The organism is Paraconexibacter sp., from assembly GCF_059438195.1.
In genome coordinates, this window is record NZ_JBLKKY010000023.1 from 22,931 (window position 1) to 43,356 (window position 20,426).

At 75.4% G+C, this 20,426-nt stretch carries 17 protein-coding genes; 9 read left to right on the forward strand and 8 right to left on the reverse strand.

Going from position 1 to position 20,426, the window contains the following annotated elements; all coding sequences use genetic code 11:
- Positions 1-7 precede the first annotated feature (7 nt).
- Genes ACME2J_RS10055 through ACME2J_RS10065 form a run of 3 tightly spaced genes read left to right on the forward strand, consistent with a single transcriptional unit; the run spans position 8 to position 4,736 of the window.
- A complete protein-coding gene (locus ACME2J_RS10055; RefSeq protein WP_495544773.1) occupies positions 8-2,752 on the forward strand; it encodes an ABC transporter permease subunit in 2,745 nt (914 codons plus the stop codon).
- Positions 2,749-3,489, forward strand: a complete 741-nt coding sequence (locus tag ACME2J_RS10060) for an ABC transporter ATP-binding protein (protein WP_495544774.1) — start codon at positions 2,749-2,751, stop codon at positions 3,487-3,489. The genes ACME2J_RS10055 and ACME2J_RS10060 overlap by 4 nt, the downstream gene beginning before the upstream one ends.
- Entirely contained in the window at positions 3,486-4,736 is a 1,251-nt protein-coding gene (locus ACME2J_RS10065) for an aminoglycoside phosphotransferase family protein (protein ID WP_495544775.1), read from the forward strand. Before ACME2J_RS10060 ends, ACME2J_RS10065 begins: the two co-directional genes overlap by 4 nt.
- 32 nt (positions 4,737-4,768) lie before the next feature.
- Here the strand turns inward: ACME2J_RS10065 and ACME2J_RS10070 are convergent, their stop codons facing one another.
- The 3 genes from ACME2J_RS10070 to ACME2J_RS10080 all read right to left on the reverse strand — a co-directional run bounded on the left by ACME2J_RS10070 (position 4,769) and on the right by ACME2J_RS10080 (position 7,687).
- Positions 4,769-5,500 carry a DUF2202 domain-containing protein gene (locus ACME2J_RS10070; RefSeq protein WP_495544776.1) on the reverse strand — a complete coding sequence of 244 codons (732 nt, stop codon included), beginning with the start codon at positions 5,498-5,500 and terminating at the stop codon, positions 4,769-4,771.
- Positions 5,501-5,613: 113 nt separating this feature from the next.
- On the reverse strand, positions 5,614-6,990 hold the full coding sequence (locus ACME2J_RS10075) for an ATP-binding protein (protein ID WP_495544777.1): 1,377 nt from the start codon (positions 6,988-6,990) through the stop codon (positions 5,614-5,616).
- Positions 6,983-7,687, reverse strand: coding sequence for a response regulator transcription factor (locus ACME2J_RS10080; protein ID WP_495544778.1), 705 nt, complete (start codon positions 7,685-7,687; stop codon positions 6,983-6,985). Before ACME2J_RS10080 ends, ACME2J_RS10075 begins: the two co-directional genes overlap by 8 nt.
- A gap of 167 nt (positions 7,688-7,854) precedes the next feature.
- Between ACME2J_RS10080 and ACME2J_RS10085 the strand changes: the two genes are divergently transcribed.
- Positions 7,855-9,012: a zinc-binding dehydrogenase gene (locus tag ACME2J_RS10085; RefSeq protein WP_495544779.1), complete on the forward strand. Its 1,158-nt coding sequence runs from the start codon at positions 7,855-7,857 to the stop codon at positions 9,010-9,012.
- On the opposite strand, the gene ACME2J_RS10090 is transcribed toward ACME2J_RS10085, so the two are convergent.
- Both ACME2J_RS10090 and ACME2J_RS10095 read right to left on the reverse strand, forming a co-directional pair.
- Entirely contained in the window at positions 9,009-10,115 is a 1,107-nt protein-coding gene (locus tag ACME2J_RS10090) for an SDR family NAD(P)-dependent oxidoreductase (protein ID WP_495544780.1), read from the reverse strand. The genes ACME2J_RS10085 and ACME2J_RS10090 overlap by 4 nt on opposite strands.
- 232 nt (positions 10,116-10,347) lie before the next feature.
- The gene (locus ACME2J_RS10095) at positions 10,348-10,977 is read right to left on the reverse strand and encodes a hypothetical protein (protein ID WP_495544781.1); all 630 of its coding nucleotides are present in this window, start codon (positions 10,975-10,977) and stop codon (positions 10,348-10,350) included.
- A 233-nt stretch (positions 10,978-11,210) separates the two neighbouring features.
- Here ACME2J_RS10095 and ACME2J_RS10100 point away from each other — a divergent pair, with 233 nt between their 5' ends.
- Positions 11,211-12,437 (forward strand): EAL and HDOD domain-containing protein, encoded by a 1,227-nt coding sequence (locus ACME2J_RS10100; protein WP_495544782.1) that lies wholly within the window; start codon positions 11,211-11,213, stop codon positions 12,435-12,437.
- A 73-nt stretch (positions 12,438-12,510) separates the two neighbouring features.
- Here the strand turns inward: ACME2J_RS10100 and ACME2J_RS10105 are convergent, their stop codons facing one another.
- A complete protein-coding gene (locus ACME2J_RS10105) occupies positions 12,511-14,451 on the reverse strand; it encodes a GDSL-type esterase/lipase family protein (protein WP_495544783.1) in 1,941 nt (646 codons plus the stop codon).
- Between the two features lie 119 nt (positions 14,452-14,570).
- The gene (locus tag ACME2J_RS10110) at positions 14,571-16,025 is read right to left on the reverse strand and encodes a cytochrome P450 (RefSeq protein WP_495544784.1); all 1,455 of its coding nucleotides are present in this window, start codon (positions 16,023-16,025) and stop codon (positions 14,571-14,573) included.
- An 80-nt stretch (positions 16,026-16,105) separates the two neighbouring features.
- On the opposite strand from ACME2J_RS10110, the gene ACME2J_RS10115 reads away from it, so the two are divergent.
- The 4 genes from ACME2J_RS10115 (at position 16,106) to ACME2J_RS10130 (ending at position 20,033) form a co-directional block, all read left to right on the forward strand.
- Positions 16,106-16,726, forward strand: a complete 621-nt coding sequence (locus ACME2J_RS10115) for a TetR/AcrR family transcriptional regulator (protein WP_495544785.1) — start codon at positions 16,106-16,108, stop codon at positions 16,724-16,726.
- A gap of 121 nt (positions 16,727-16,847) precedes the next feature.
- On the forward strand, positions 16,848-17,855 hold the full coding sequence (locus ACME2J_RS10120) for a glycoside hydrolase family 26 protein (RefSeq protein ID WP_495544786.1): 1,008 nt from the start codon (positions 16,848-16,850) through the stop codon (positions 17,853-17,855).
- Between the two features lie 91 nt (positions 17,856-17,946).
- Positions 17,947-18,990: a thiamine pyrophosphate-dependent dehydrogenase E1 component subunit alpha gene (locus ACME2J_RS10125; protein WP_495544787.1), complete on the forward strand. Its 1,044-nt coding sequence runs from the start codon at positions 17,947-17,949 to the stop codon at positions 18,988-18,990.
- Positions 18,987-20,033 carry an alpha-ketoacid dehydrogenase subunit beta gene (locus ACME2J_RS10130; protein WP_495544788.1) on the forward strand — a complete coding sequence of 349 codons (1,047 nt, stop codon included), beginning with the start codon at positions 18,987-18,989 and terminating at the stop codon, positions 20,031-20,033. Before ACME2J_RS10125 ends, ACME2J_RS10130 begins: the two co-directional genes overlap by 4 nt.
- Before the next feature lies 1 nt (position 20,034).
- Here ACME2J_RS10130 and ACME2J_RS10135 read toward each other — a convergent pair whose 3' ends face one another.
- Positions 20,035-20,418: a hypothetical protein gene (locus ACME2J_RS10135; RefSeq protein ID WP_495544789.1), complete on the reverse strand. Its 384-nt coding sequence runs from the start codon at positions 20,416-20,418 to the stop codon at positions 20,035-20,037.
- Positions 20,419-20,426 lie beyond the last annotated feature (8 nt).

The window sequence follows — 20,426 nt, forward strand, 5'->3', positions numbered from 1 at the left end:
ACGCGAGATGCGTGAGCACATCCAGTTCCTCGTGCTCGGCCTGGGCGCGGGCGGCACGTACGCCGCCCTCGCCCTCGCGATCACGGTGACCTACCGCAGCTCCGGGGTCCTCAACCTCGCGTGCGGGGCGATGGCCCTGTACGGCGCCTACACCTACGCGTTCCTCCGCGACGGCGAGATCCTCGTCCTCCTCCCGGGCCTGCCCGAGACCGTCTCCGTCGGGGACAGACTCGGGCTCTGGCCTGCGCTCGCAGTCACGCTCGCCGTCTCGGCGCTGCTCGGGCTCGTGCTCCACGTGCTCGTGTACCGGCCGCTGCGCGGAGCGCTCCCCGTCGCGCGGACCGTCGCCTCGATCGGCGTCATGATCGTCCTCACGGGCCTCATGGCCGAGCGGCTCGGCTCGTCGGCGGTCCTCGTCGACCCGATCCTCCCGCAGGAGACGTGGGACCTCGCGGGGATCTCGGTCACCGCGGACCGCGTTCTCCTCGCCGCCGTCGTCGCGGCGATCGCGGTCGCCTTCGCCCTCATGAGCCGGCTCACGCGCTTCGGGCTCCACACCCGCGCGTCGGCGGAGAGCGAGCGCGGCGCCTACGTCAGCGGGATCTCACCCGATCGCATCGCCGCCCTCAACTGGGCGATCGGCGGAGCGGTCGCCGGCCTCGCCGGCGTGCTCATCGCCCCGATCGTCCCGCTCGTGCCGATCTCCTACACCCTCTTCATCGTCCCCGCGCTCGCGGCCGCCTTCCTCGGCCGGTTCGAGGCGCTCGCACCCGTCGTCCTCGGCGGGCTTGCGATCGGGATGCTCCAGTCCGAGGCGACGTTCCTCGCGACGCGGCACGACTGGCTGCCGTCGAGCGGCCTGGCCGAGGCGATCCCCCTCGCCCTCATACTCGCCGTGCTCGTCGCGACCGGACGCGCCCTGCCCACGCGCGGCGAGGTCACCGTCCGTGCGCTCGGGCAGGCGCCGCGGCCGCGCGAGCTCGCGCGGCCCGCCCTCGCGGGCACCGTCGCGGCCGCGGCCGCGCTCGTCCTGCTCGACGGCGCCTGGCGCGGGGCCCTCCTCACGTCGATCGTCTTCGCGCTCATCACCCTCTCGCTCGTCGTCGTCACGGGGTACGCGGGCCAGATCTCGCTCGCGCAGCTCACGCTCGCCGGCGTCGCGGGCTTCCTCGTGGGCGTCCTCGGAGACGACGCCGGCGTCCCGTTCCCGGTCGCGCCGGTCCTCGCGGCCGCCGGCGCGGGCGTCGTCGGAATCGTCGTCGGACTTCCGGCCCTCCGAGTCCGCGGGATCGCCGTCGCGGTCGTCACGCTCGCGCTCGCCGTCACCGTCGAGGCGCTCGTCTTCCGCAACTCCGACCTCGTCCCCGGCGGCGGCGTCGACGTCGCGCCGGCGGAGCTGCTCGGACTCGACCTCTCGGTCGGCACGGGAGCCGCCTACCCGCGCCTCGAGTTCTGCCTCATGGCGCTCGTCGTGCTCGTCGCCGCCGCGCTCGGCGTCGCGCGGCTGCGCCGCAGCTCGCTCGGGTCGGGGATGCTCGCGGTGCGGGCGAACGAGCGCTCCGCCGCCGCCGCGGGGATCGACGTCGTCCGTACGAAGGTCGCCGCGTTCGCGATCGGGGCGTTCCTGGCCGGGCTCGGAGGCGCGCTCCACGGCTACCAGCTCACGAACGTCACGTTCGACTCGTTCGAGATCTTCACCGGACTCGCCGTCTTCGCGACCGCCTACGTCGCCGGCATCACGTCGGTGTCCGGGGCGCTCCTCGCGGGGCTCCTCGTGACGAACGGCTTCGTCTCGCACGCCCTCACCACGTGGCTCGGCGGCGGCGCGTGGTTCGAGATCGTCCTCGGGGCCGCCCTCGTCCTCACGATCATCCTCAACCCCGAAGGACTCGTCCGGCCGGTGCACGATGCGCTCGCACGACGCAGGGCGTCGCGGGGCGTCACGCCGAGGGACCCTCGTCGCCGGCGCGGCGCGGGGCCGGGCAGGACGGCCGACGCCCCCGTCGCAGGACGCGCGCCGGCGACCCTCCTCGTCGAGGACCTCACCGTTCGCTACGGGGGCGTGCTCGCGGTCGACGACGTCTCGCTCGCGGTGAGGCCCGGGGAGATCGTCGGGCTCATCGGCCCGAACGGCGCCGGGAAGACGACTTTCATCGACGCCGTCACGGGATTCGCGGAGGCGACCGGGAGCGTCGCGCTCGCGGGGCAGGATCTCGCGCTGCTGCCGCCGCACCGCCGGGTGCGGGCAGGGCTCGGAAGGACGTTCCAGGCGGCCGAGCTCTACGACGACCTCACGGTCGCGGAGAACGTGCTCGTCGGGCTCGCCGCCAGCCCGGCCGACGACCACGGGGGCGACGCCGTCCGCCGGGCCCTCGAGCCGGTCGGCCTCGCCGACGACGCCGACCGGGTCGTCGGGGACCTCTCGACGGGCGAGCGCCAGCTCGTCGCGATCGCCCGCGCTCTCGCCGGCCGGCCGTCGATCCTCCTCCTCGACGAGCCTGCCGGCGGCCTCGACACCGACGAGAGCCGGTGGCTCGGGGACCGGCTGAGGGCCCTGTGCGACGGGGGTCTCGGCATCCTCCTCGTCGATCACGACATGGGGCTCGTCCTCGGACTCTGCGACGAGGTCGTCGTCCTCGACCTCGGCCGCATGCTCACCCGCGGCACGCCGGAGGAGGTGCGCGGCGATGACGCGGTCGTCGCCGCGTACCTCGGCACGACTCACGCGCACGCGGTGGGGGAGACGGCATGAGCACGGCGCTCGTCTGCAGCGGGCTGCGCGCGGGTCACGGCTCGGTGACGGCGGTCCGGCCCCTGGACCTCACCGCGCGGCGCGGCGAGGTGCACGCGATCCTCGGCCCGAACGGGGCCGGGAAGACGACGCTGCTCGAGACGATCGCGGGTCTGCTCCCGCGGCTCGCGGGTGAGGTCGAGGTCGCCGGGAGGAGGCTGCCCGACGCGCGGCCGAGGGAGGCGCGTCGGCGGGGCGTCGTCCTCGTGCCTGACGATCGCGCCCTCTTCGGCCGCCTCAGCGTCGCCGAGAACCTCGAGGCGGCGCGCACGCGGACGAGCCCTGCGGCGCGCGACCTGCTGGGGCCCTTCCCGGCGCTCGCCAAGAGGTGGGACGTTCCAGCAGCGCTCCTCTCCGGCGGGGAGCAGCAGATGCTCGCGATGGCGCGCGCCCTCATCCAGGAGCCCAGCGTGCTCCTCGTCGACGAGCTGAGCATGGGCCTGGCGCCCACGGTCGTCGAGAGCCTCCTTCCGGTCGTTCGGGGGATCGCCGAGACGGGAGCGGCCGTCCTCCTCGTCGAGCAGCACGTCCGGCTGGCCCTCGGGATCGCCGACGAGGCGACCGTCCTCGTCCACGGCGACGTGGCCCTGCGAGGCCCCGCGGATCGCCTCGGGCGGGACCCCGGGATGCTCGAGGCGGCCTATCTCGGCGAGGCCGACCACCGCCCTTCCACCGACGAGAGGAGCACGTCACCATGACGACGACCGAGATGACCGCCACCGCAGAGGTCCCGTCGACCGAGATCGGCACCGCCGAGCGCCTCGGCGCGACCGCGACGATCCTCGGCCGCCTCGGGTCCACGGCCGCCCACCGCGTCGCCGAGACCGTGACGCGCCCGCGGGTGCATCGGGCCGGGGAGGTGCCGGTCTCGGCCGAGGCGATCACGACCGAGTGGCTCACGGCGGTCCTCTGCGCCCGCCATCCGGGTGCGCACGCCGTCGGGTGCCGCATGCCGGACTCGAGCAGCGGCACCTCGACCCGCCACGCGCTGCGGATCGAGTACGACGAGGCCGGGCAGGCGGCCGGCCTGCCCACCGCGCTCTACGCGAAGACGACGACGACGCTCACGCAGCGGCTCATCCTCGGCCTCGCCGGCGTCATCGAGGGCGAGGTGCGGTTCTTCGAGGAGGTGCGGCCGCTGCTCGACATCGAGACCCCTCGCGGCTACCACTCGGCCGTGGACCCTCGGTCCTGGCGCTCGATCTCGCTCATCGAGGACATCACGGCGACGAAGGGGGCGCGCTTCCTGCACTCCGACTGCCCGATCGGCCGCGAGGCCATCGAGGACGTCCTCGGCGACCTCGCGCGCCTGCACGGCCGCATGTGGCGCAGCCCGGAGGTCGAGCACGAGGGCGGCTGGATGCGGACGCCGCTCGACCTCCTCTTCAGCATCAAGTCGTCGATCAACATGCGCAAGCGCTCCGCGATCGGCGCGAAGCGCGCGACCTCGGTCATGCCGCCGGCCCTCCTCGAGCGCACGGACGAGCTATGGGAGGCGTTCGAGCGCGCGATGGTGCGCGCGACGAGGCGGCCCTGGACCTTCCTCCACGGCGACACGCACGTCGGGAACTTCTACGCGACGAGCGCCGGGCGCACCGGCCTCACCGACTGGCAGATGTGCATGCGCGGCTCGTGGGCGTTCGACGTCGCGCTCGCGATGACGACGTCGCTCGAGGTCGAGGACCGGCGCGCGTGGGAGCGCGACCTCCTCACCGGGTACCTCGAGCGCCTCGCAGCGGCCGGCGGCGAGCCCCCGTCGTTCGAGGAGGCGTGGGACGAGTACCGCAGCGCGATCCTCTACCCGTACCACTCGTGGACGTACACGATCGGGCGCGGCCCGTTCCAGCCGAAGATGCAGCCGCCGCACCTCTGCCTGCCGATCATCGAGCGGTCGGCGGCGGCCGTCGAGGACCTGGGATCCGTGGACGCGGCGCGCCGGGCCTGACCTCGCGGCCGGCCCGGCGGACCGGCCCGGCCTCAGCCGATGATCTCGGCGACCTCGGCGGCCGGGAGGACCTGCGGGACGTAGGTCACGCCCTGGGCGTCGAGGGACCGCACGAAGGCGCGCAGGTGGTTCTCGGAGCCGCGCTCGAGCCGCGAGAGGACCCGCTTGACGGTCTTCGACGTCGCGCGGTCCGCGCGCTCGCGGAGATCCTCGATGTCGGTCTCCTCGATGAGCGCTCCGACGCGCAGCGCGGCGACACGGCCGCCGGCGGCCTCGGCCATGAGCCGGTCGTAGAGGTCCTGGAGCTCGTCGCTCTCGAACTCGCCCACCGCGTTGCCGGTCGTCGGATCGTCGACGCCGGCGCGGTCGAGGAGGCGCTGCACCGCGGAGGCGTGACGATCCTCACTGCGCGCGATCCGCGAGAACGGCGCGTCGGCGTGCCGGTCGGCGAGCTTCTCGTAGACGTCGCCCGCGAGCTTCTCCTCCTCGCGCAGGTAGACGAGGGCCGTCTTCTCCTGCGCGGAGAGGCGCAGCTTGCCGCGCGACGCGCCGTGGCGGCCGGACCGGCGGCCCTTGCGCTCCTGGCCTCCCGCTTCGCGGTGGCGGGCGTGGTGGCGGTGGCCGCCGTCCCCGGACGCCGACTGCGACGCGCGCCCCGCGTCCTGCCGAGGCTCGTCGGCGCCTGCGACCGCGAGGCCGCCGGCGAGACCGGCCGCGGCCGCGGCCGTGGTGGCGAGGGCGAGGGTGAGACGTCGGGTGACCATCGGTGCGGCTCCTTGAGGCGAAAGGGGGAGAGGTGGTGCACGGAGGACACCGCACGGCGGTGCGAGAGCCGTGGAGGGGATGTGGAGACGATGTGGAGATGCGCGGGGCGCGCTCAGGCCGCGGGGAGGCGCAGGGTGAAGCGCGCGCCGCCCTGCGCAGGGCTCGATGCCGTCACCCGGCCGCCGTGCGCGTCCGCGATGCGGCGCACGACCGCGAGCCCGACGCCGGTCCCGCCGATGCCGCGCGCGCCGCGACCCCGCCAGAAGCGCTCGAACACCCGCGGCAGCTCGTCGTCCGGGATGCCCGGGCCGTCGTCGGCCACCTCCAGCAGCGGGCCCTCGGCGTCCGAGCGGGCGGTGACGGTCACGCTGCCGCCGTCCGGCGTGAACTTCAGCGCGTTCCCCACGAGGTTGCCCAGGGCCTGGGCGACGCGGTCGCGATCGGCGAGGGCGACCGCGGCGCCGGCGTCGAGGCGCAGGGTGATGCCCGCGCTCCGCGCGCGGGCTCCGTGGGCCGCCACGACGTCGCGTGCGACCGCCGCGAGGTCCGTCGGGCGGCGCTCGAGGCGCAGGACGGCCGGATCGCTCTCGGCGAGGGTGGAGAGGTCGTTCGTCAGACGCTCGATCCGCAGGACCTCCTCGTGCAGCGAGGCGATCTCCTCGGGAGGCGGCGCCGCGCCGGCGTCGAGCAGCTCCTCGAGGCTGCCGCGGAGGATGGCGAGCGGCGTGCGGAGCTCGTGCGCGAGGTCCGAGACCATCTCGCTGCGCGCGCTCTCCTCGCGGGCCAGCGAGTCGGCGAGCGCGTCGAGCGCGGCGCCGACCTCGGCGAGCTCGGCGGGCGCGCCGGCGTCGCCGACGCGCGCGTCGCGGCGCCCTGCGCCGAGATCGCGGGCGGCCGCCGTCATCCGGCGCAGCGGGGATCGGAGGCGCCGGGCGACGAACGCGGCCGTCGCGACGGCGAGGAGGGCGGCGAACACGGCCGCGACGACCGCGTTGCGCACGAGCGCGTCACGGATCTCGCGCGCGCCGCGGTTGAGCAGCCCTTCCCGCGTGAAGCGCAGCTCCGCGCGACCGACCGTCGCTCCGCCCGCGGAGACGTCGGCCGATCGCCGTGGCGCCTCGGGGGCGGGGAGATCGCTCGTCCCTTCCCCGGAGGGCAGCGGGACGAGTCGGCCCCGCGGGTTGGCGGCCCCCACGAGGTTCCCGGAGACGTCGGTGACGACGAGCGCGGCGCGCGAGGTGCTCGCACGGCGAACGGCCGGGCCGAGGTCGGCCGTCGCCCACGTGCCCGCCGCGACGTAGGCCTCGGAGAGGAGGGCGGCGACCTCCTGGGCGGCACGCGCGCGGTCCTCCCGCACGAGCGCGTCGGTCTCTCGCCCCGACGTGACGGCGACGACGCCGACGACGATGGCGACCGCCCCGAGGCCGACCGCGACGAACGCCGCCGCCAGGCGCGTCGCGAGGGTCGCGCGTCGCAGCGCCTCACGCATCGGCGTGCAGACCCAGTCGGTAGCCGACGCCGGTGACCGTCTCGACGACCTCCGGCGCGCGGGGGTCCCGCTCGACCTTGCGCCGCAGGTTCTTCACGTGCGAGTCGACGACGCGTTCATAGCCGTCGAACTCGTAGCCACGCACGCGGTTGATGAGCTCGTACCGCGAGAACACGCGCCCCGGGGTGCCGGTGAGGGCGAGGAGGATGCCCCACTCCGTCGGCGTGAGCGTCACCGAGGTGCCGCGGACCGACACCTCGCGGCGGGCCACGTCGATCGTGAGCGCGCCGCCGCCGAAGGAGAGCGGGCCGTCGCGTCGACCCGCGTCGCCGCGCGCGCGGCGGAGGATCGCCTCGGCGCGTAGCGCAACCTCCCGCGGGCTGAACGGCTTGGCGACGTAGTCGTCGACGCCGACCTCGAGCATGCCGATGCGGTCCTCCTCGCCCGCCCTCGCGGTGAGGACGAGGATGGGGACGTCGTCGCCGGCGTCGCGGAGCTCGCGCGCCACCTCCTCGCCCGGGACGTCGGGGAGCCCGAGATCGAGGACGATGAGGGCGGGTCGGGCGCGCGCGGCGATCTCGAGCGCCTCCGCGCCGCCGCTCGCCGTGAGCACGGCGAACCCCGAACGCTCGAGCGTGCGCCGCAGCATCTCGCGGAGCTTCGGCTCGTCGTCGACGATGAGGACGAGGTCGGACACGGTCCCGACAGCATCGCCGACCGGACGCGCGGGCCGCGAGCAGCCTGCCGCTCGCTGGGCCGGCACGACCTGCCCCTTCCGCGCGGCGTCGTCCGCGACTGCCGCGTCGACCTCTCCTCCTTCGCGGAGGGCGTGACGGCGTCACCGCCCTCTGCGAGAGTCGCGCGATGCGCGCCGTCGTCTGCCAGCACGAGAAGCTCTCGGTCTCCGACGTCCCCGACCCGGTGCCGGGACGGGGGCAGGTCCGTCTCGAGGTCCTGCGCTGCGGGATCTGCGGGTCCGACCTCCACGCGCGCACCGGCGCCGACGAGTGGGCCGACGTCTCCGCCCGCGCGGGCTTCGACCGGCTGGGGCGCTCGTCCGACCCCGTCGTCTTCGGCCACGAGTTCTGCGGCGCGGTCGCCGAGCACGGCCCGGGCTGCCGGAGGGCCGTCACGACGGGCAGCCCGGTCGTCGCGCTGCCGCTCCTGCGCACCGCGCACGACGTCGACGCCGTCGGTCTCTCGGTGCACGCCCCGGGGGCCTACGCCGAGCAGATGCTCGTCGAGGAGTCGCTCATGCTCCCGGTGCCCAACGGGCTCGACCCGACGGTCGCCGCGCTCACCGAGCCGATGGCGGTCGCCTGGCACGCCGTCCAGCGCAGCGACGTCGGCAAGCGCGACGTCGCCGTCGTCGTGGGGTGCGGCCCGATCGGCCTCGCGGTCATCCTGCTCCTCAAGGCGAAGGGCGTGCGTCGCGTCGTCGCGAGCGACTACTCCCCGGGCCGGCGCGCGCTCGCGACCGCGTGCGGGGCAGACGTCGTCGTCGACCCGGGCGAGGGATCGCCGTTCGCGGCGGCGGGCCGCAAGGGGCACCTCGAGACGATCCCCGACGCGCTCGAGCTCGCGGTCTCCACGACCGAGCGCCTCGGGCGGCTGCCGGTCGGGTGGTGGCACGTGTGGCGGCTCGCGGAGACCCTGGGAGCCGGGCCGAAGCACCCCGTCGTGTTCGAGTGCGTCGGCGTCCCGGGCGTCATCGAGAGCATCATCGACGGGGCTCCGCTCTTCTCCCGCGTCGTCGTCGTGGGCGTGTGCGTCGGCCGCGACTCCTTCACGCCCGCGATGGCGATCAACAAGGAGATCGACCTGCGGTTCGTCATCGGATACACGCCGCTCGAGTTCCGCGACGCCCTCCACATGCTCGCCGAGGGGGACGTCGACCCGCGGCCGCTCATCACCGGCGAGGTGGGCCTGGACGGCGTCGATGCCGCGTTCGCTGCGCTCGGCGATGCCGAGCGGCACGCGAAGATCCTCGTCGACCCCCGCAGCCCGGTGACCGCGCCCTAGGTGGAGACCTCGACGGGCTCCTCGACCGGGCGGGGCTCCCGCGTGCTCGCCGGCTCGGCGGGCGGCGTCCTCTCGGGCTGCGGGGAGAGGAGCACGTCACGCAGCGCGACGGCGCGCCGCGCTGTCCTGGCGAGGTGGCGGACGAGCGTCAGCGGCGTCCGCGGCGAGGGGCGCAGGCGCCGACCGAGCTGCAGCGGGGCGAGGAGGCTGTCGCGGGAGGGGATCCCTCCGCTGACGGCAGCCGGGCGGTTCTCGGTGCGCCAGAGCGAGCCGGGGACGGGCGCCTCCTCCTCGCCGCTGCGATACCAGCGGTCGACGAGGAGGAAGACCCTGTCGGCGAGCGGCCGGGCGTGGTCGAAGAGGAGGCGCAGCGCGACGGTCCCGCCGCCGAGCACGGTCTCCCGCCGGGGGCGGACGGCGTTCTCCACGAGCGCCTGAGCGACGACCTCGGCGCGGTAGGCGTCCGGCGGCACGCGCGGCTTGCGTCCCGTCGTCGACGTCGCCTGCGAGAACAGAGGCGTGTCGATCGGGCCCGGATGGACGACGGACACGGTGACGCCCGTTCCCTGCTCGCGCTCCTCGATGGCGAGCGAGTTGAGGAAGCCCCGAAGCGCGTGCTTCGCGGCGGCGTAGCTCGACCACGTCGGCAGAGGCGCCCGCGTCATGAGCGAGCCGGTCGCGACGATCGCGCCGCGCGAGCGCCGCAGGTGGGGGAGGGCCGCGCGGACGACGTCGACCGCTCCGGTGAACGTCACCGCGATGGTGCGGTCGAAGTCGTCCGGATGCACCTCGCCGAGGTGCCCGAAGACGGCCGCGGCGTGGTTCGAGACGACGACGTCGAGGCCGCCGAGGACCTCTGCGGCCTCCTCGACCGCGTCGCGGGCGGCCGAGCGGTCGGCGAGGTCCGCGCCGATGACATGCGCGTCGAGGCCGTGGCGGTCGACGTGGGCGCGCATCGCGTCCGCGCGACGGGCGACGAGCGCGAGGCGCGCCCCCTCCCGCGCGAAGAGGTCGACGGCGGCGAGCCCGACGCCCGAGCTCGCCCCGGTGAGGAGGATCCGCTTGCCGCGCAGTCGCGGCGTGGCGGTCTGGAGGCTGGACATCGCCGGGCGCTACCCGGATCGAGCGGCTTCACCCTCACGCCGAGGGCGTCGACGCGCCTGCGGCCGGACCGGGACGCCGTCCCGCTCGTGCGGGAGCTGCGGCGCCGGGCTCCCCCGTCCCCGGTGTCGACGAGGACGGTCCCGGCGAGGGCGACGTGCGCGGCCGGGCTCTCGCGCTCGAGGACGTCGATCACCCGGCGGAGGGTAGAGCGCCCAAGCGCGGCGCGCGGGCTCAGCCGCCGGGGCAGGGGGAGGCGCCCGGGTCCCGGATCGCGTCGGTGACGATGCGCGCGTGACCGGCCGCGTGGCCGCTGTACTCCGTCGCCTCCGCAAGGGACTCGCTCGCGAGCGTGAGCGAGGCCCAGCCCACGACGCGCTGGGCGTGGCTCGGGAGCTCAGGGAAGCGGTTGTTCGCCGGCGTCCACTCGGCGACGCGCCGGAAGAGCCCGTCCCAGCGGTCGGCCGGATCGTCCCACGAGCCGCCGAGGACGTCGCGGCCCGGGCAGCCGGAGGTGAGAGGGCTCGCGATCCCCGGCGTGCCGTCCTCGCCGGGGAGGAGGCCGATCGCGACCTCGCGGAGGCTGCCGTCCCCGTCTGCGTCGCCTGCGCCGCGGACGTGCGGCCCGGTGATGAGGTTGCGAGCATGCTCGGCGGCGGCCTTCGCCTCGGCGAGGGAGTCCGCGGACGCCCACGCCGCGACGGCCGACTCGACGGCCCGTGCCCGCTCCAGCGCGGCCCCCCGGTCCGGGTCGGCGGGCGCCGCGGGCTCGTCGTCGTCGCCGCCGCACCCGCCGGCGAGGACGGCGAGGGACAGCAGCGCCGCGAGGGTTCCCGGTCCGAGGAGACGACGACGGATCCACATGCCCGGAGCCTCCCGCGCCGGCGCCGGGGTGTCCATGACGAGTCGGTGAACGACGGCCCCCGGTCGGCCCCCGAGCGCCTCGTAGCGCGCGGCGGAGCGCTCCGTGGCCGCGTCGAGCGCTTCGCGATCCGCGGCACCGGCCGCCGCCGCGGCCGCGAACTGACGAGGCGCGGCACCGATCATTCGCCGAGAGGACTCGGGAAAGCGGCGCGGTATGCCGAACTGGGATCCAGATGTCCGCGCCCGCCGCCCCCTCCTCGACGCCCGACGGGCGCCCTGGCGCCGCCGATCTCCTCCTCGCCCGCCAGCCCATCGTCGACCGGGAGGCGCGGCTGCGCGGCTACGAGCTGCTCCCGCGGCTCCCGGGCGGCGGCTCGCCCGAGGGTGACGACGCCCGCGCCCTCGCTCTCGCCCGCATCCTCCTCGAGCCGGAGGGCCTCGACATCGTCGGCCCGCTGCGGGCGTGGCTGCCGATCTCCGCGTCCCTCCTCCTCGAGCTCGACCCGTTCCCGGTCGACCCGGCGCGCGTCGTCCTCCAGGTGTCGAGCGCCGACGCGCGGACCCCGGGTCTGCCCGAGCGCCTGAGGGAGCTCCGCGCCGCGCGCTACGCGGTCGCGGTCGACGGGCTCACGCCGGCCGTCGTCGAGGCCGGCCTCCTCGACGTCGTGAGCGCCGTGAAGCTCGACATCGCCGACCACGGGCTCGACGGCATCGCCCGCGCGGCCGGGCACCTGGCCGGCCGCCGCCTCACGGTCGTCGCCGCGGGCGTCGAGAGCCGCGAGGAGGCGGGCGGGTGCCTCGCCGCCGACTGCCACCTCCTGCAGGGCTGGCACGTCGGGGCCGCGGAGGTCGTGGGGACGCAGCGGCCCCCCGCCGCGACCCGCGCGGGCCTGCTGGCCGTCGCCGAGCTCTCGCGCCCCGACGTGACGTTCGAGGACGTCGATCGCGTCGTCAGCGCCGACCCGGCGCTCTCGGTCATGCTCCTGCGGCTCCTCAGCTCCGCCGCCTACGCCGGGCGCCAGCCCGTCAAGACGGTGCGCGAGGCGCTCGTCCGCCTCGGCTCCGAGCGCGTCCGCCAGTGGGCGGCGCTCGTCCTCGTCGGAGGGGTCGCGGGCGGCGACGACAGCCTCATGTCCACGGCGCTGACCCGCACCCACACGATGGCCGTCCTCGCGCTCGACGCGGGCCTCGACGTGCCGACGGCGGAGACGGTCGGCCTGCTCTCGGTCGCCGACCGGCTCCTCGGCATCACCCGTCACGAGGCGCTCTCGGGACTCCCGCTCGTCGCCGAGGTGCGGGAGGCCTTCGAGACCGGAGGCGGGCCGTACGGCGCGCTCCTGCGCATCGTCCTCGCCGCCGAGCGCGGCCTCGTCCACGACGGCGACCCGGTCGTCGTCACCGCCGCGCAGCGGGCGGCGTTCGCGTGGGCGGACGAGCGCCTCGCGGCCCTCTCGGGCTGACCGCCCTCCCCGCGTGAGTGTGGATCCACCCGGCGCATGGCCCGGTGGATCCGCACTCACGCGACGGGGAGGGTCAGCGGCGGGCCTCGACCGCGACGGGACCCGGCGGAGCCGGGCCCGCCACGGGCTCGGCGCGGACCCTGTAGCGGACGCGCAGGAAGCCCTCCGGGTGCTCCTCCGTCGGCTCGCTCGCGACCTCGTGCGCCCCGATGCCCCACGAGTCGCGGCGGTCGTGCCGGATGCGGATGACGTGCGTCGACGCGTTGTGCGGGCGCAGCTCGACGCGGATGCCGGTCGCGAACCGCGGCGGCCGCGGCGGGTCGTGGACGTCGGTCTCGAGCTCGAGGCCGAGGGGACGCCAGCGGCCCATGAACTGGACCCCGCGGCGGACGGTCACCTCCTGCTGGGCCGACGGGTGGAAGGTGATGTCGAGGTCGTCGAGCTGGTCGCGGAAGGAGCTTCCGAGCTTCACCTCGTCGATGACGAGCGTCGTGCGCACGAACGGGCCGTCCGGCAGGCCGAGCCCGATCGCATCGCGCAGGAGGCTGCCCATCTGGGCATGGCCGCGCGGGTTCGGATGCGACGTGCCGTGCTCGGTGCCCTGCTTGCGCAGCGACTCCTCGAGCCGCACGAAGTTCCGCCGCTCGTGGTGCCGGCAGTAGTCGCGGCCGAGGAAGCGCTCCGTCATGCCGTCGACGAAGTTCCAGTCGTGGCGGTTCGCCGCCGCCCGGAGCTGCCCGTTGAGGCGGCGTCCCGCGACGTACATGCGGTCGGCCTCGTCCTGCTTGATGCCGACGAGGCGGAGCCCGAGGATGCCGCACCCGCCGCTGCGGTCCCCGCGACCGAACGGCGCCGCCGGGTAGTCGGTGACGTACACCTCGTCGATGTCGAAGCCCCGCAGCGCGCGGCCGAGGCGGTCGTACTTGCTCTCGAGCCCGTCGATCTTCCTGTCCACGCGCGTGTCGGTCACGCATCGGGGATCGCCGTACTTCGGTGACGCGACGTTCTGCGCGCACTTCTCGACGATCGTCGAGAAGCCGACGTCGTTGATGCCGATCGAGAGGAGGAGCGCGTCGATGCGCCGCCCCGATCGCGGCCCGGCGGGCGAGCCCGGCGCCCGCGCGCGCAGGAGCGAGCGCAGCACGCCGAGCTGCGGCTTCAGCCGCTTCGGCCGCGGATCCACCGGCGGCTGCTGGCCGCTGTAGGTCGTGTCGAGGAGGTGGGCGACCTTCGCTCCCGAGCAGGCGAGGCTGACGAACGTGACCGAGGAGTGGGGGTCCCGCCGCTCGAGGGACCGGGCGGCGCGCGCGTGGCCGGCGCGGGCGGAGCGATGGCAGCGCTTGTCCTTCCAGGTGACCGCGCGGCTCTCGCGCACGTCGAAGTCGGTGTTCGCGTCCGGTCGTGGATGGCCGACGGCGAGGTGCTTGAGGAACCGCAGCTTGTCCTTCGTGCTGTCGAGGTCGGTCCGCAGGCGGTACCGGCCCGAGCGGTCGGGCGATCCCTCGCCGGAGGCCATCGAGTCCCCGAGCGAGACGACGAGCCAGTCGCGGAGAGTGACGCGCTCCGCCGCCCGCGCGACGCCTCCGCCCTCCGTGCGGACCGTGAGCCCGATGACGTAGTCGCCGAGACGGGGGAGACCGGTGACGCGCTGCCGGCACGACGTCCCGCCGGCGGTCCCGGTGAAGGCGTGGCCGACGCCGGCGACGCCGACCTCGTAGCGGACGATCCTGCTCCCGCGGCCGGAGGAGCGACAGCCGTCGATCTCGATCGTCCAGCTCGAGGGCGACACGTACGACGAGCGGTACGTCGCCGCCGTGCGGCGCCAAGCCTTCCAGCCCTCGTCGAAGCGCTCGGGCATCCGCCACTCGAGGACCGCGGTGGGCGCCACCGCGACGGGGCCGGTCGTCGGGATGCCCGTGTGCCCGACCGCGGCGGCGCCGGCCGGCGCCGCGAGAAGGCCGAGCAGGATCCCGGCCGCCGCCCGGCGTGCCGTCCTCCTCACGTGGAGTCCCATGTCGCCCCTCCTCGTGTCGCGGCTCCGGTGCGAGCGTGCCTGGTCGGGGCAGCCGCGTCAACCGACGCGGCGTCGATGCGCCCCGGCGGACCCGGGACGCACCGACGCCGCCCCCGGTCTCAACGTGCGCGGACGTGGAAGCGCAGGCCGTCGCGCGGCCCGAGCGTCGGCGAGAACGCCATCCGCAGCGGGTCGGCAGGGTCGCCGTCGAGGAGGACGCGACGCAGGACGACCGCGCTGATGGCCCTCAGCTCGTACTGCGCGAAGCGCTTGCCGAGGCACATCCGCGAACCGCCGCCGAAGGGCACGTAGGACCCCTTCGGAAGCGAGTCGACCTCGCCGCCCGGGAGGAAGCGGTCGGGACGGAAGGCGAGCGGCTCGGGATAGAGCTCGTCGAGGTGGTGCGTCGCCCAGCTGCAGTAGTGGACGGCGACGCCGGCGGGCACGAGGACGCCGTCGAGCTCGACGTCGCGCACGGTCCTGCGCGGGCCGACCCAGGCGGCGGGGTAGCGGCGCAGGGTCTCGCCGAGTGTCCGCTCGAGGACCGGCAGCGCCTTGCCGTCGAGCTGGTCGGGGGTCGGGTCCGCGTCGCCGAGCACGTCGTCGAGCTCGGCGAGGAGCGCGTCGCGCGCGGCCGGGTTGCGGCCCAGCTCGTGGGCGAGGAACGTGAAGGTCGCGGTCGTCGTGTCGTGCCCGGCGAAGAGGAGCGACATGAGGTGGTCGCGCACGGTGCGGTCGGGCAGCGGACGTCCGTCGCCGTCGGTGGCGGCGAGGAGCATCCCGAGGAGCCCGCGCGGGCGGTCGGAGGACCGGCCGCGCGCGATCTGGACGTCGAGGAGGCGGTCGAGCTCGCGTCGCGTGCGCTGCATCTCGGCGAAGGGCGTCCCCGGCCCGCGCAGCATCTGGAGGGGGAGAGGGTGGGAGTGGAACGAGAGCGCGCGCTCGAAGGCGACCGCGAAGTCGTGGGCCTCGTCGTCGTCGCCGTCGAACCCGGCGAGGACGCGCAGCGCGACGCGCATCGCGAGGTCGCGGACCCAGTGGTTGACGTCGACGCGCGTGCCGGGACGGAGCGTCGGGGCGGCGCGCACCGCCTCCGCGACGATGCGGTCGGCGACGTCCTCGACGGCGTCGGCGTGGAAGGCGGGGAGGAGCATCCGCCGCGTCTGGTGGTGGTACGGCCCGTCGATCGCGAAGAAGCTGTCGCCGAGGAGCGGCCACAGATCGCCGAACCGGCCCTCGCGCCAGGAGAACGCGTCGGCCTCGCTGACGAGGACCTGGTGCGTCGCCCGCGGGCTGATCGCCCACACGACGGCCTGGTGGGCGTGGCGGATCGTGAACACCGGGCCGAAGCGGCGGTGGTGCTCGAGGACGAGGCGGAGGGGGTCGGTCGTCGTGAGGAGGGTGTTCCTCGCGCTGGGCGCGAGCGACCCCGGCGGAAGCCCGACGCGCCGGCGCGCGCGGGTCTCGTCGAGGAGGTCTGCGCGGACCTGCGTCGCGATGCGCGGGTCGAACGGGCACGGCGGGTCCGCGGAGACCGCGCGGCCCCGGACCGGCTCGTCGAGCGCGGGGGTCATCCGGTCACCGGGACGAACTGACAGGCATTCATGTCAGGAACTTCTAGAGATGACAGGACGATCTGTCAACATGAGCATCGATGGCGACCGGCGAGCGCGTCTTCAAGGGCCGCACGAGCGAGCAGCGCCGCGCGGAGCGGCGGACCCGCCTGCTCGCCGCCGCGCTCGAGGTCATCGGCACGCGCGGATGGCGCGACGCGACGATGACCGAGGTGTGCCGCACGGCGAAGCTCACCGAGCGCTACTTCTACGAGAGCTTCCGCTCGCGCGAGGATCTCTACGTCGCGCTCATCGACGAGCTCGCCGACGAGGTGCGGGAGTCGATCTTCGAGGCCGCCGCCGCGAGCCCCGCCGACGATCCCCGCGCCCGCGTGCGCGCAGGGGCGGTCGCCGTCGTCCGCGTCCTCGTCGGCGACCCGCGGAAGGGTCGCGCCGCGCTCCTCGAGGGCATCGGCACCCCCGAGCTGGAGCGGCGGCGTCGCGAGATCATCGGCGGCTTCGCGGACATGCTCGTCGAGCAGCGGGCGACCTTCTTCGGCTCGGCGCCGATCGGCCCCGGCCGCGAGGTCCTCGCGGCGACCGCGATCGCCGGCGCGCTCACGGCGCTCGTCGCCCGGCGCCTCGACGGCACCCTCCCGGTCGACGACGACAGCCTCATCGACTTCGTGACGGAGATGGCGCTCCAGCTGGGCGCCCCCTGACCACCGCCCTGCCCCGCCGAACCGGATTCCCCCGTGGCCATGTGAACGGAGGAATCCGGTTCGGCGCCTGGCCGGGGGGCTCACCTTCAACCTCGCGCGTTCGCCGCCGATCACCGGGTGGATGCGTCGATTCCCCGCCGTCTGCCTCGTCTCGCTGCTCGCCGTCCTCGTCGCCGGAGCCCTCGCCGGGCCCGCCGCGGCCGGGCAGTACCTCCCTCCACCGGGCAAGGTCTGGTCGGGCGTCACGGGCGGCGAGCCCGACGCCTTCGGCCCGCGGCCGGCCGTCGTCCAGCAGTTCGTGCAGTGGGGCGAGGGCAAGGAGTGGGCGTTCCGGCGCGCGGCGTCCGTCCCCGCCCGCGTGATGCTCCACCTCAGCACCGCGAACGCCCAGGACCGGGCGGGAGCCATCGCCCCGGGCGAGATCGCGAGGGGAGAGGGCGACGCCGAGCTCGTCGCCCTCAACCGCCGCCTCGCCGAGCACGGCGCGCCGGTCTACCTGCGCCTCATGGCCGAGATGAACAACTGCCGCAACGCCTACGCGCCGCTGCGCTGCGACGGCCGCTCGCGAGGCCGCGACCACGGCGCAAGGCGCTTCGTCGCCGCGTGGCGCCGGACCGCGCTCGTGCTGCGCGGCGGCTCGGTCTCCCGCATCGACGCCCGGCTGCGCCGACTCGGCCAGCCGCGGCTGCGCACCGACGAGGAGACCCTGCCGGTCCCGCGGCTCGCGCTCATGTGGGCGCCGATGACCGCCGGCTCGCCCCAGGTCGCGGCGCTCGCCCCCGAGCGCTTCTGGCCCGGCCGCCGCTACGTGGACTGGGTCGGCACGAGCTTCTACTCGAAGTACCCGAACTTCCGCGGCCTCGACCGCTTCTACCGTCGCTACGCCTCCGGGCACCGGCGGCCCTTCGCCCTCGCCGAGTGGGCGATGTGGGGCGCCGACGACGCGGCGTTCGCGCGCCGGCTGTTCACCTGGGTCCGGGCCCACCGCCGGACGCGGATGCTGCAGTACAACCAGGGAGAGAGGACGAGCGGCCCCTTCCGGCTCTCCCGGCACCCGCGAGCGGCGAGGGTCATCCGCGACGCGCTGCGCACGTCGCCGTACTCGGCTCTGCCACCCGAGGTGCGCTGAGCAGCCGCCCCGGTGGACGGGGCAGACCGCCGAGGCCCGGCCGTACTCTCCACGGATGCGGCCGGCGCTGCGGTGTCGGGAGACTCGCCGCATGGACGTCCCGGCAGACAGGTCCGTCCCGCTCGAGGAGCTCTACGCCTCGATGGTCCGGATGCGCCGCGTGGAAGAGTCGCTGCGGGACCTCTGGGAGCGCGGCCTCGTCTCCGGGGAGATGCATCTGGGGATCGGTGAGGAGGCGATCGCGGCGGGCGTCGCGGCCCAGCTGCGCGACGGCGACGCACTCGCGCTCGATCACCGCTCGACGCCGCCGCTCGTCGGACGGGGCGTCGATCTCGAGTCCCTCTTCCTCGAGATGCTCGGCTCGGAGAAGGGACTGTGCGGCGGCGAGGGCGGGCACATGCACCTCCTCGCCCCCGACGCCCTCGCGGCGTCCTCGGGCATCGTCGGCGCCTCGGGACCGCTCGGGTCCGGCTTCGCGTTCGCCGCCCAGCGTCTGCGGCCCGGGTCCGTCGCCGTCGCCTTCTTCGGCGAGGGCGCCATGAACCAGGGGATGCTGCTCGAGTCGATGAACCTCGCGGCCGCCTGGCGGCTGCCCGTCGTCTTCGTCTGCAAGGACTCGGCCCTCGCGATCACCACCGTCTCGCGAAGCGTCACCGCCGGGAAGCTCGGCACCCGCGCCCGAGGGCTCGGACTGCCGGTCCGGCGGGTGCGTGGCACCGACGTCGGGAGCGTGAGCCGGAGCGCGGCTCTGGCGGTGCGGCGCGCGCGGCGCGGCGGCGGTCCGACCCTCCTCATCGCCCGCTGCCACCGCCCTGACGGCCACTTCCTCGGCGATCCCCTGCTGCGCATGCTGCGCTCCCCGCTCGGGGCGGACTCGCGCAGGATCCTCGGTGGCCTCGCGACGGCGACCTGTCGTCGCCCCGGCGCCCGGCCGGCGGCGCGGATGGCCGGTCTCGCGGCTGTCACGCAGTCGCTCGCCGGGGCCGCGGTCGAGCGCATGTCCGCGCGAGATCCGCTCGCGGTCGCGGGGAGGCGCCTCCCCGGCACCGCCCGCCGCGCCGCGGATGCCAGGGCCACGCGCGAGGTGAGCGACGCGGTCGACCGCGCGCTCGCCGTCTCGGAGATCGCGGCATGACGACCTTCGCCGCCGCGATCGACCGCGCCCTCGCGCAGGAGATGGCCCATGACGAGCGGATCGTCGTCCTCGGCGAGGACGTCCGGCTGCTGCGACGCGACCTCCTCGTCCGGTTCGGCCCCGGCCGGGTGCGCAACGCGCCGATCAGCGAGGCGGCGTTCATGGGGGCGGCCGTGGGCGGAGCGATGGCCGGCTTGCGCCCCGTGGCCGAGCTCATGCTCGTCGACTTCGTCGGCGTCACGCTCGACCCGCTCCTCAACCACGCCGCCAAGCTCGACGCGTTCTCGGGCGGCCGGTGGCACTGCCCGCTCGTCGTCCGGACCGCGTGCGGCGGCGGCTACGGCGACGGCGGACAGCACGAGCAGTGCCTGTGGGGCATGCTCGCCGGCATCCCGGGGCTCTCGGTCGTCGTCCCCTCGACGCCCGCCGACGCGGCGGGGCTCATGGTCGCCGCGCTGCGCCACGACGGTCCGGTCGTGTTCATGGAGCACAAGCTCCTCGCCGACTACTGGCTCGACTACCTCGGCTCGGGGCACCGCACGACCGTCGCGTTCGACGTCCCCCGCGCCGGCGCGGAGGGCCCCGTCGACGACCCGGTCGCGCCGATCCCCCTCGGGAAGGCGGCGCTCGTGCGACACGGAGCCGACGTCGCCCTGGTGAGCGTCGGCGTCGCGGTCCATCGCTGCCTCGAGGCGGCGGCGGCGCTCGCACGCACGGGGATCGACGCGGCGGTTCTCGACCTTCGCAGCGTGGCGCCGCTCGACCGTGACGCGGTCGAGCGTCTCGCCGCCCGCACGGGGGCCGTCCTCGCCGTCGACGAGGACTACCGCGCCTTCGGGCTCACGGGCGAGATCGCTGCCGTCATCGCCGAGCGCGGCGTGCCGGCGCGCTTCGGGCGCGTCGCGCCGGAGCGGACGATCCCGTACTCCCGCACGAGCGAGGCCTCGACGCTCCCGGACGCCGAGCGGATCGCCGACGCCGCGCGCGCTCTCGTACGCAGCGTGGAGCCGGCCGAGCGCAGCCCCCAGGTGGCCCGGCGCTGACTCAGGCCACCCCGAGGATCGCGATCGCGATCGCGATGACGACCGCGAGGACGAGCAGCGTCACCGTCACCGCGACCACCGCGGTGACGATGAGCGCGGTCCGGCCGCGCCGCGCGAGCGTCCGGCCGGCGTGGCGGGCGGCCTCGGGGAGGCGCCCCTCCTCGGCGAGGAGCACGAGCGCGCCGCGGGTCCCGGCGCCGTAGAGCGAGCGCTCGAGCTCGGCGACGCGGGACCGGCACGACTCGGCGTGCTCCATGGCCTCCCGACGCTGCGCGCGGGCGCCGCGGCCCCGTCCGAGCGACCGGGCGCGGCCCTCCCAGTATGAGAGCGACTCCCGAGCTTCCTCGAGCTCCTCACGACGCGTGCTGGGGACGACGGCGCTCATGCCCGAAA

Coding starts and splice junctions, on each gene's coding strand:
- ACME2J_RS10055 (WP_495544773.1), top strand. CDS start 8: ATGCGTGAGCACATCCAGTTCCTCGTGCTCGGCCTGGGCGCGGGCGGC.
- ACME2J_RS10060 (WP_495544774.1), top strand. CDS start 2,749: ATGAGCACGGCGCTCGTCTGCAGCGGGCTGCGCGCGGGTCACGGCTCG.
- ACME2J_RS10065 (WP_495544775.1), top strand. CDS start 3,486: ATGACGACGACCGAGATGACCGCCACCGCAGAGGTCCCGTCGACCGAG.
- ACME2J_RS10070 (WP_495544776.1), bottom strand. CDS start 5,500: ATGGTCACCCGACGTCTCACCCTCGCCCTCGCCACCACGGCCGCGGCC.
- ACME2J_RS10075 (WP_495544777.1), bottom strand. CDS start 6,990: ATGCGTGAGGCGCTGCGACGCGCGACCCTCGCGACGCGCCTGGCGGCG.
- ACME2J_RS10085 (WP_495544779.1), top strand. CDS start 7,855: ATGCGCGCCGTCGTCTGCCAGCACGAGAAGCTCTCGGTCTCCGACGTC.
- ACME2J_RS10090 (WP_495544780.1), bottom strand. CDS start 10,115: ATGTCCAGCCTCCAGACCGCCACGCCGCGACTGCGCGGCAAGCGGATC.
- ACME2J_RS10095 (WP_495544781.1), bottom strand. CDS start 10,977: ATGTGGATCCGTCGTCGTCTCCTCGGACCGGGAACCCTCGCGGCGCTG.
- ACME2J_RS10100 (WP_495544782.1), top strand. CDS start 11,211: ATGTCCGCGCCCGCCGCCCCCTCCTCGACGCCCGACGGGCGCCCTGGC.
- ACME2J_RS10105 (WP_495544783.1), bottom strand. CDS start 14,451: ATGGGACTCCACGTGAGGAGGACGGCACGCCGGGCGGCGGCCGGGATC.
- ACME2J_RS10110 (WP_495544784.1), bottom strand. CDS start 16,025: ATGACCCCCGCGCTCGACGAGCCGGTCCGGGGCCGCGCGGTCTCCGCG.
- ACME2J_RS10115 (WP_495544785.1), top strand. CDS start 16,106: ATGGCGACCGGCGAGCGCGTCTTCAAGGGCCGCACGAGCGAGCAGCGC.
- ACME2J_RS10120 (WP_495544786.1), top strand. CDS start 16,848: ATGCGTCGATTCCCCGCCGTCTGCCTCGTCTCGCTGCTCGCCGTCCTC.
- ACME2J_RS10125 (WP_495544787.1), top strand. CDS start 17,947: ATGGACGTCCCGGCAGACAGGTCCGTCCCGCTCGAGGAGCTCTACGCC.
- ACME2J_RS10130 (WP_495544788.1), top strand. CDS start 18,987: ATGACGACCTTCGCCGCCGCGATCGACCGCGCCCTCGCGCAGGAGATG.
- ACME2J_RS10135 (WP_495544789.1), bottom strand. CDS start 20,418: ATGAGCGCCGTCGTCCCCAGCACGCGTCGTGAGGAGCTCGAGGAAGCT.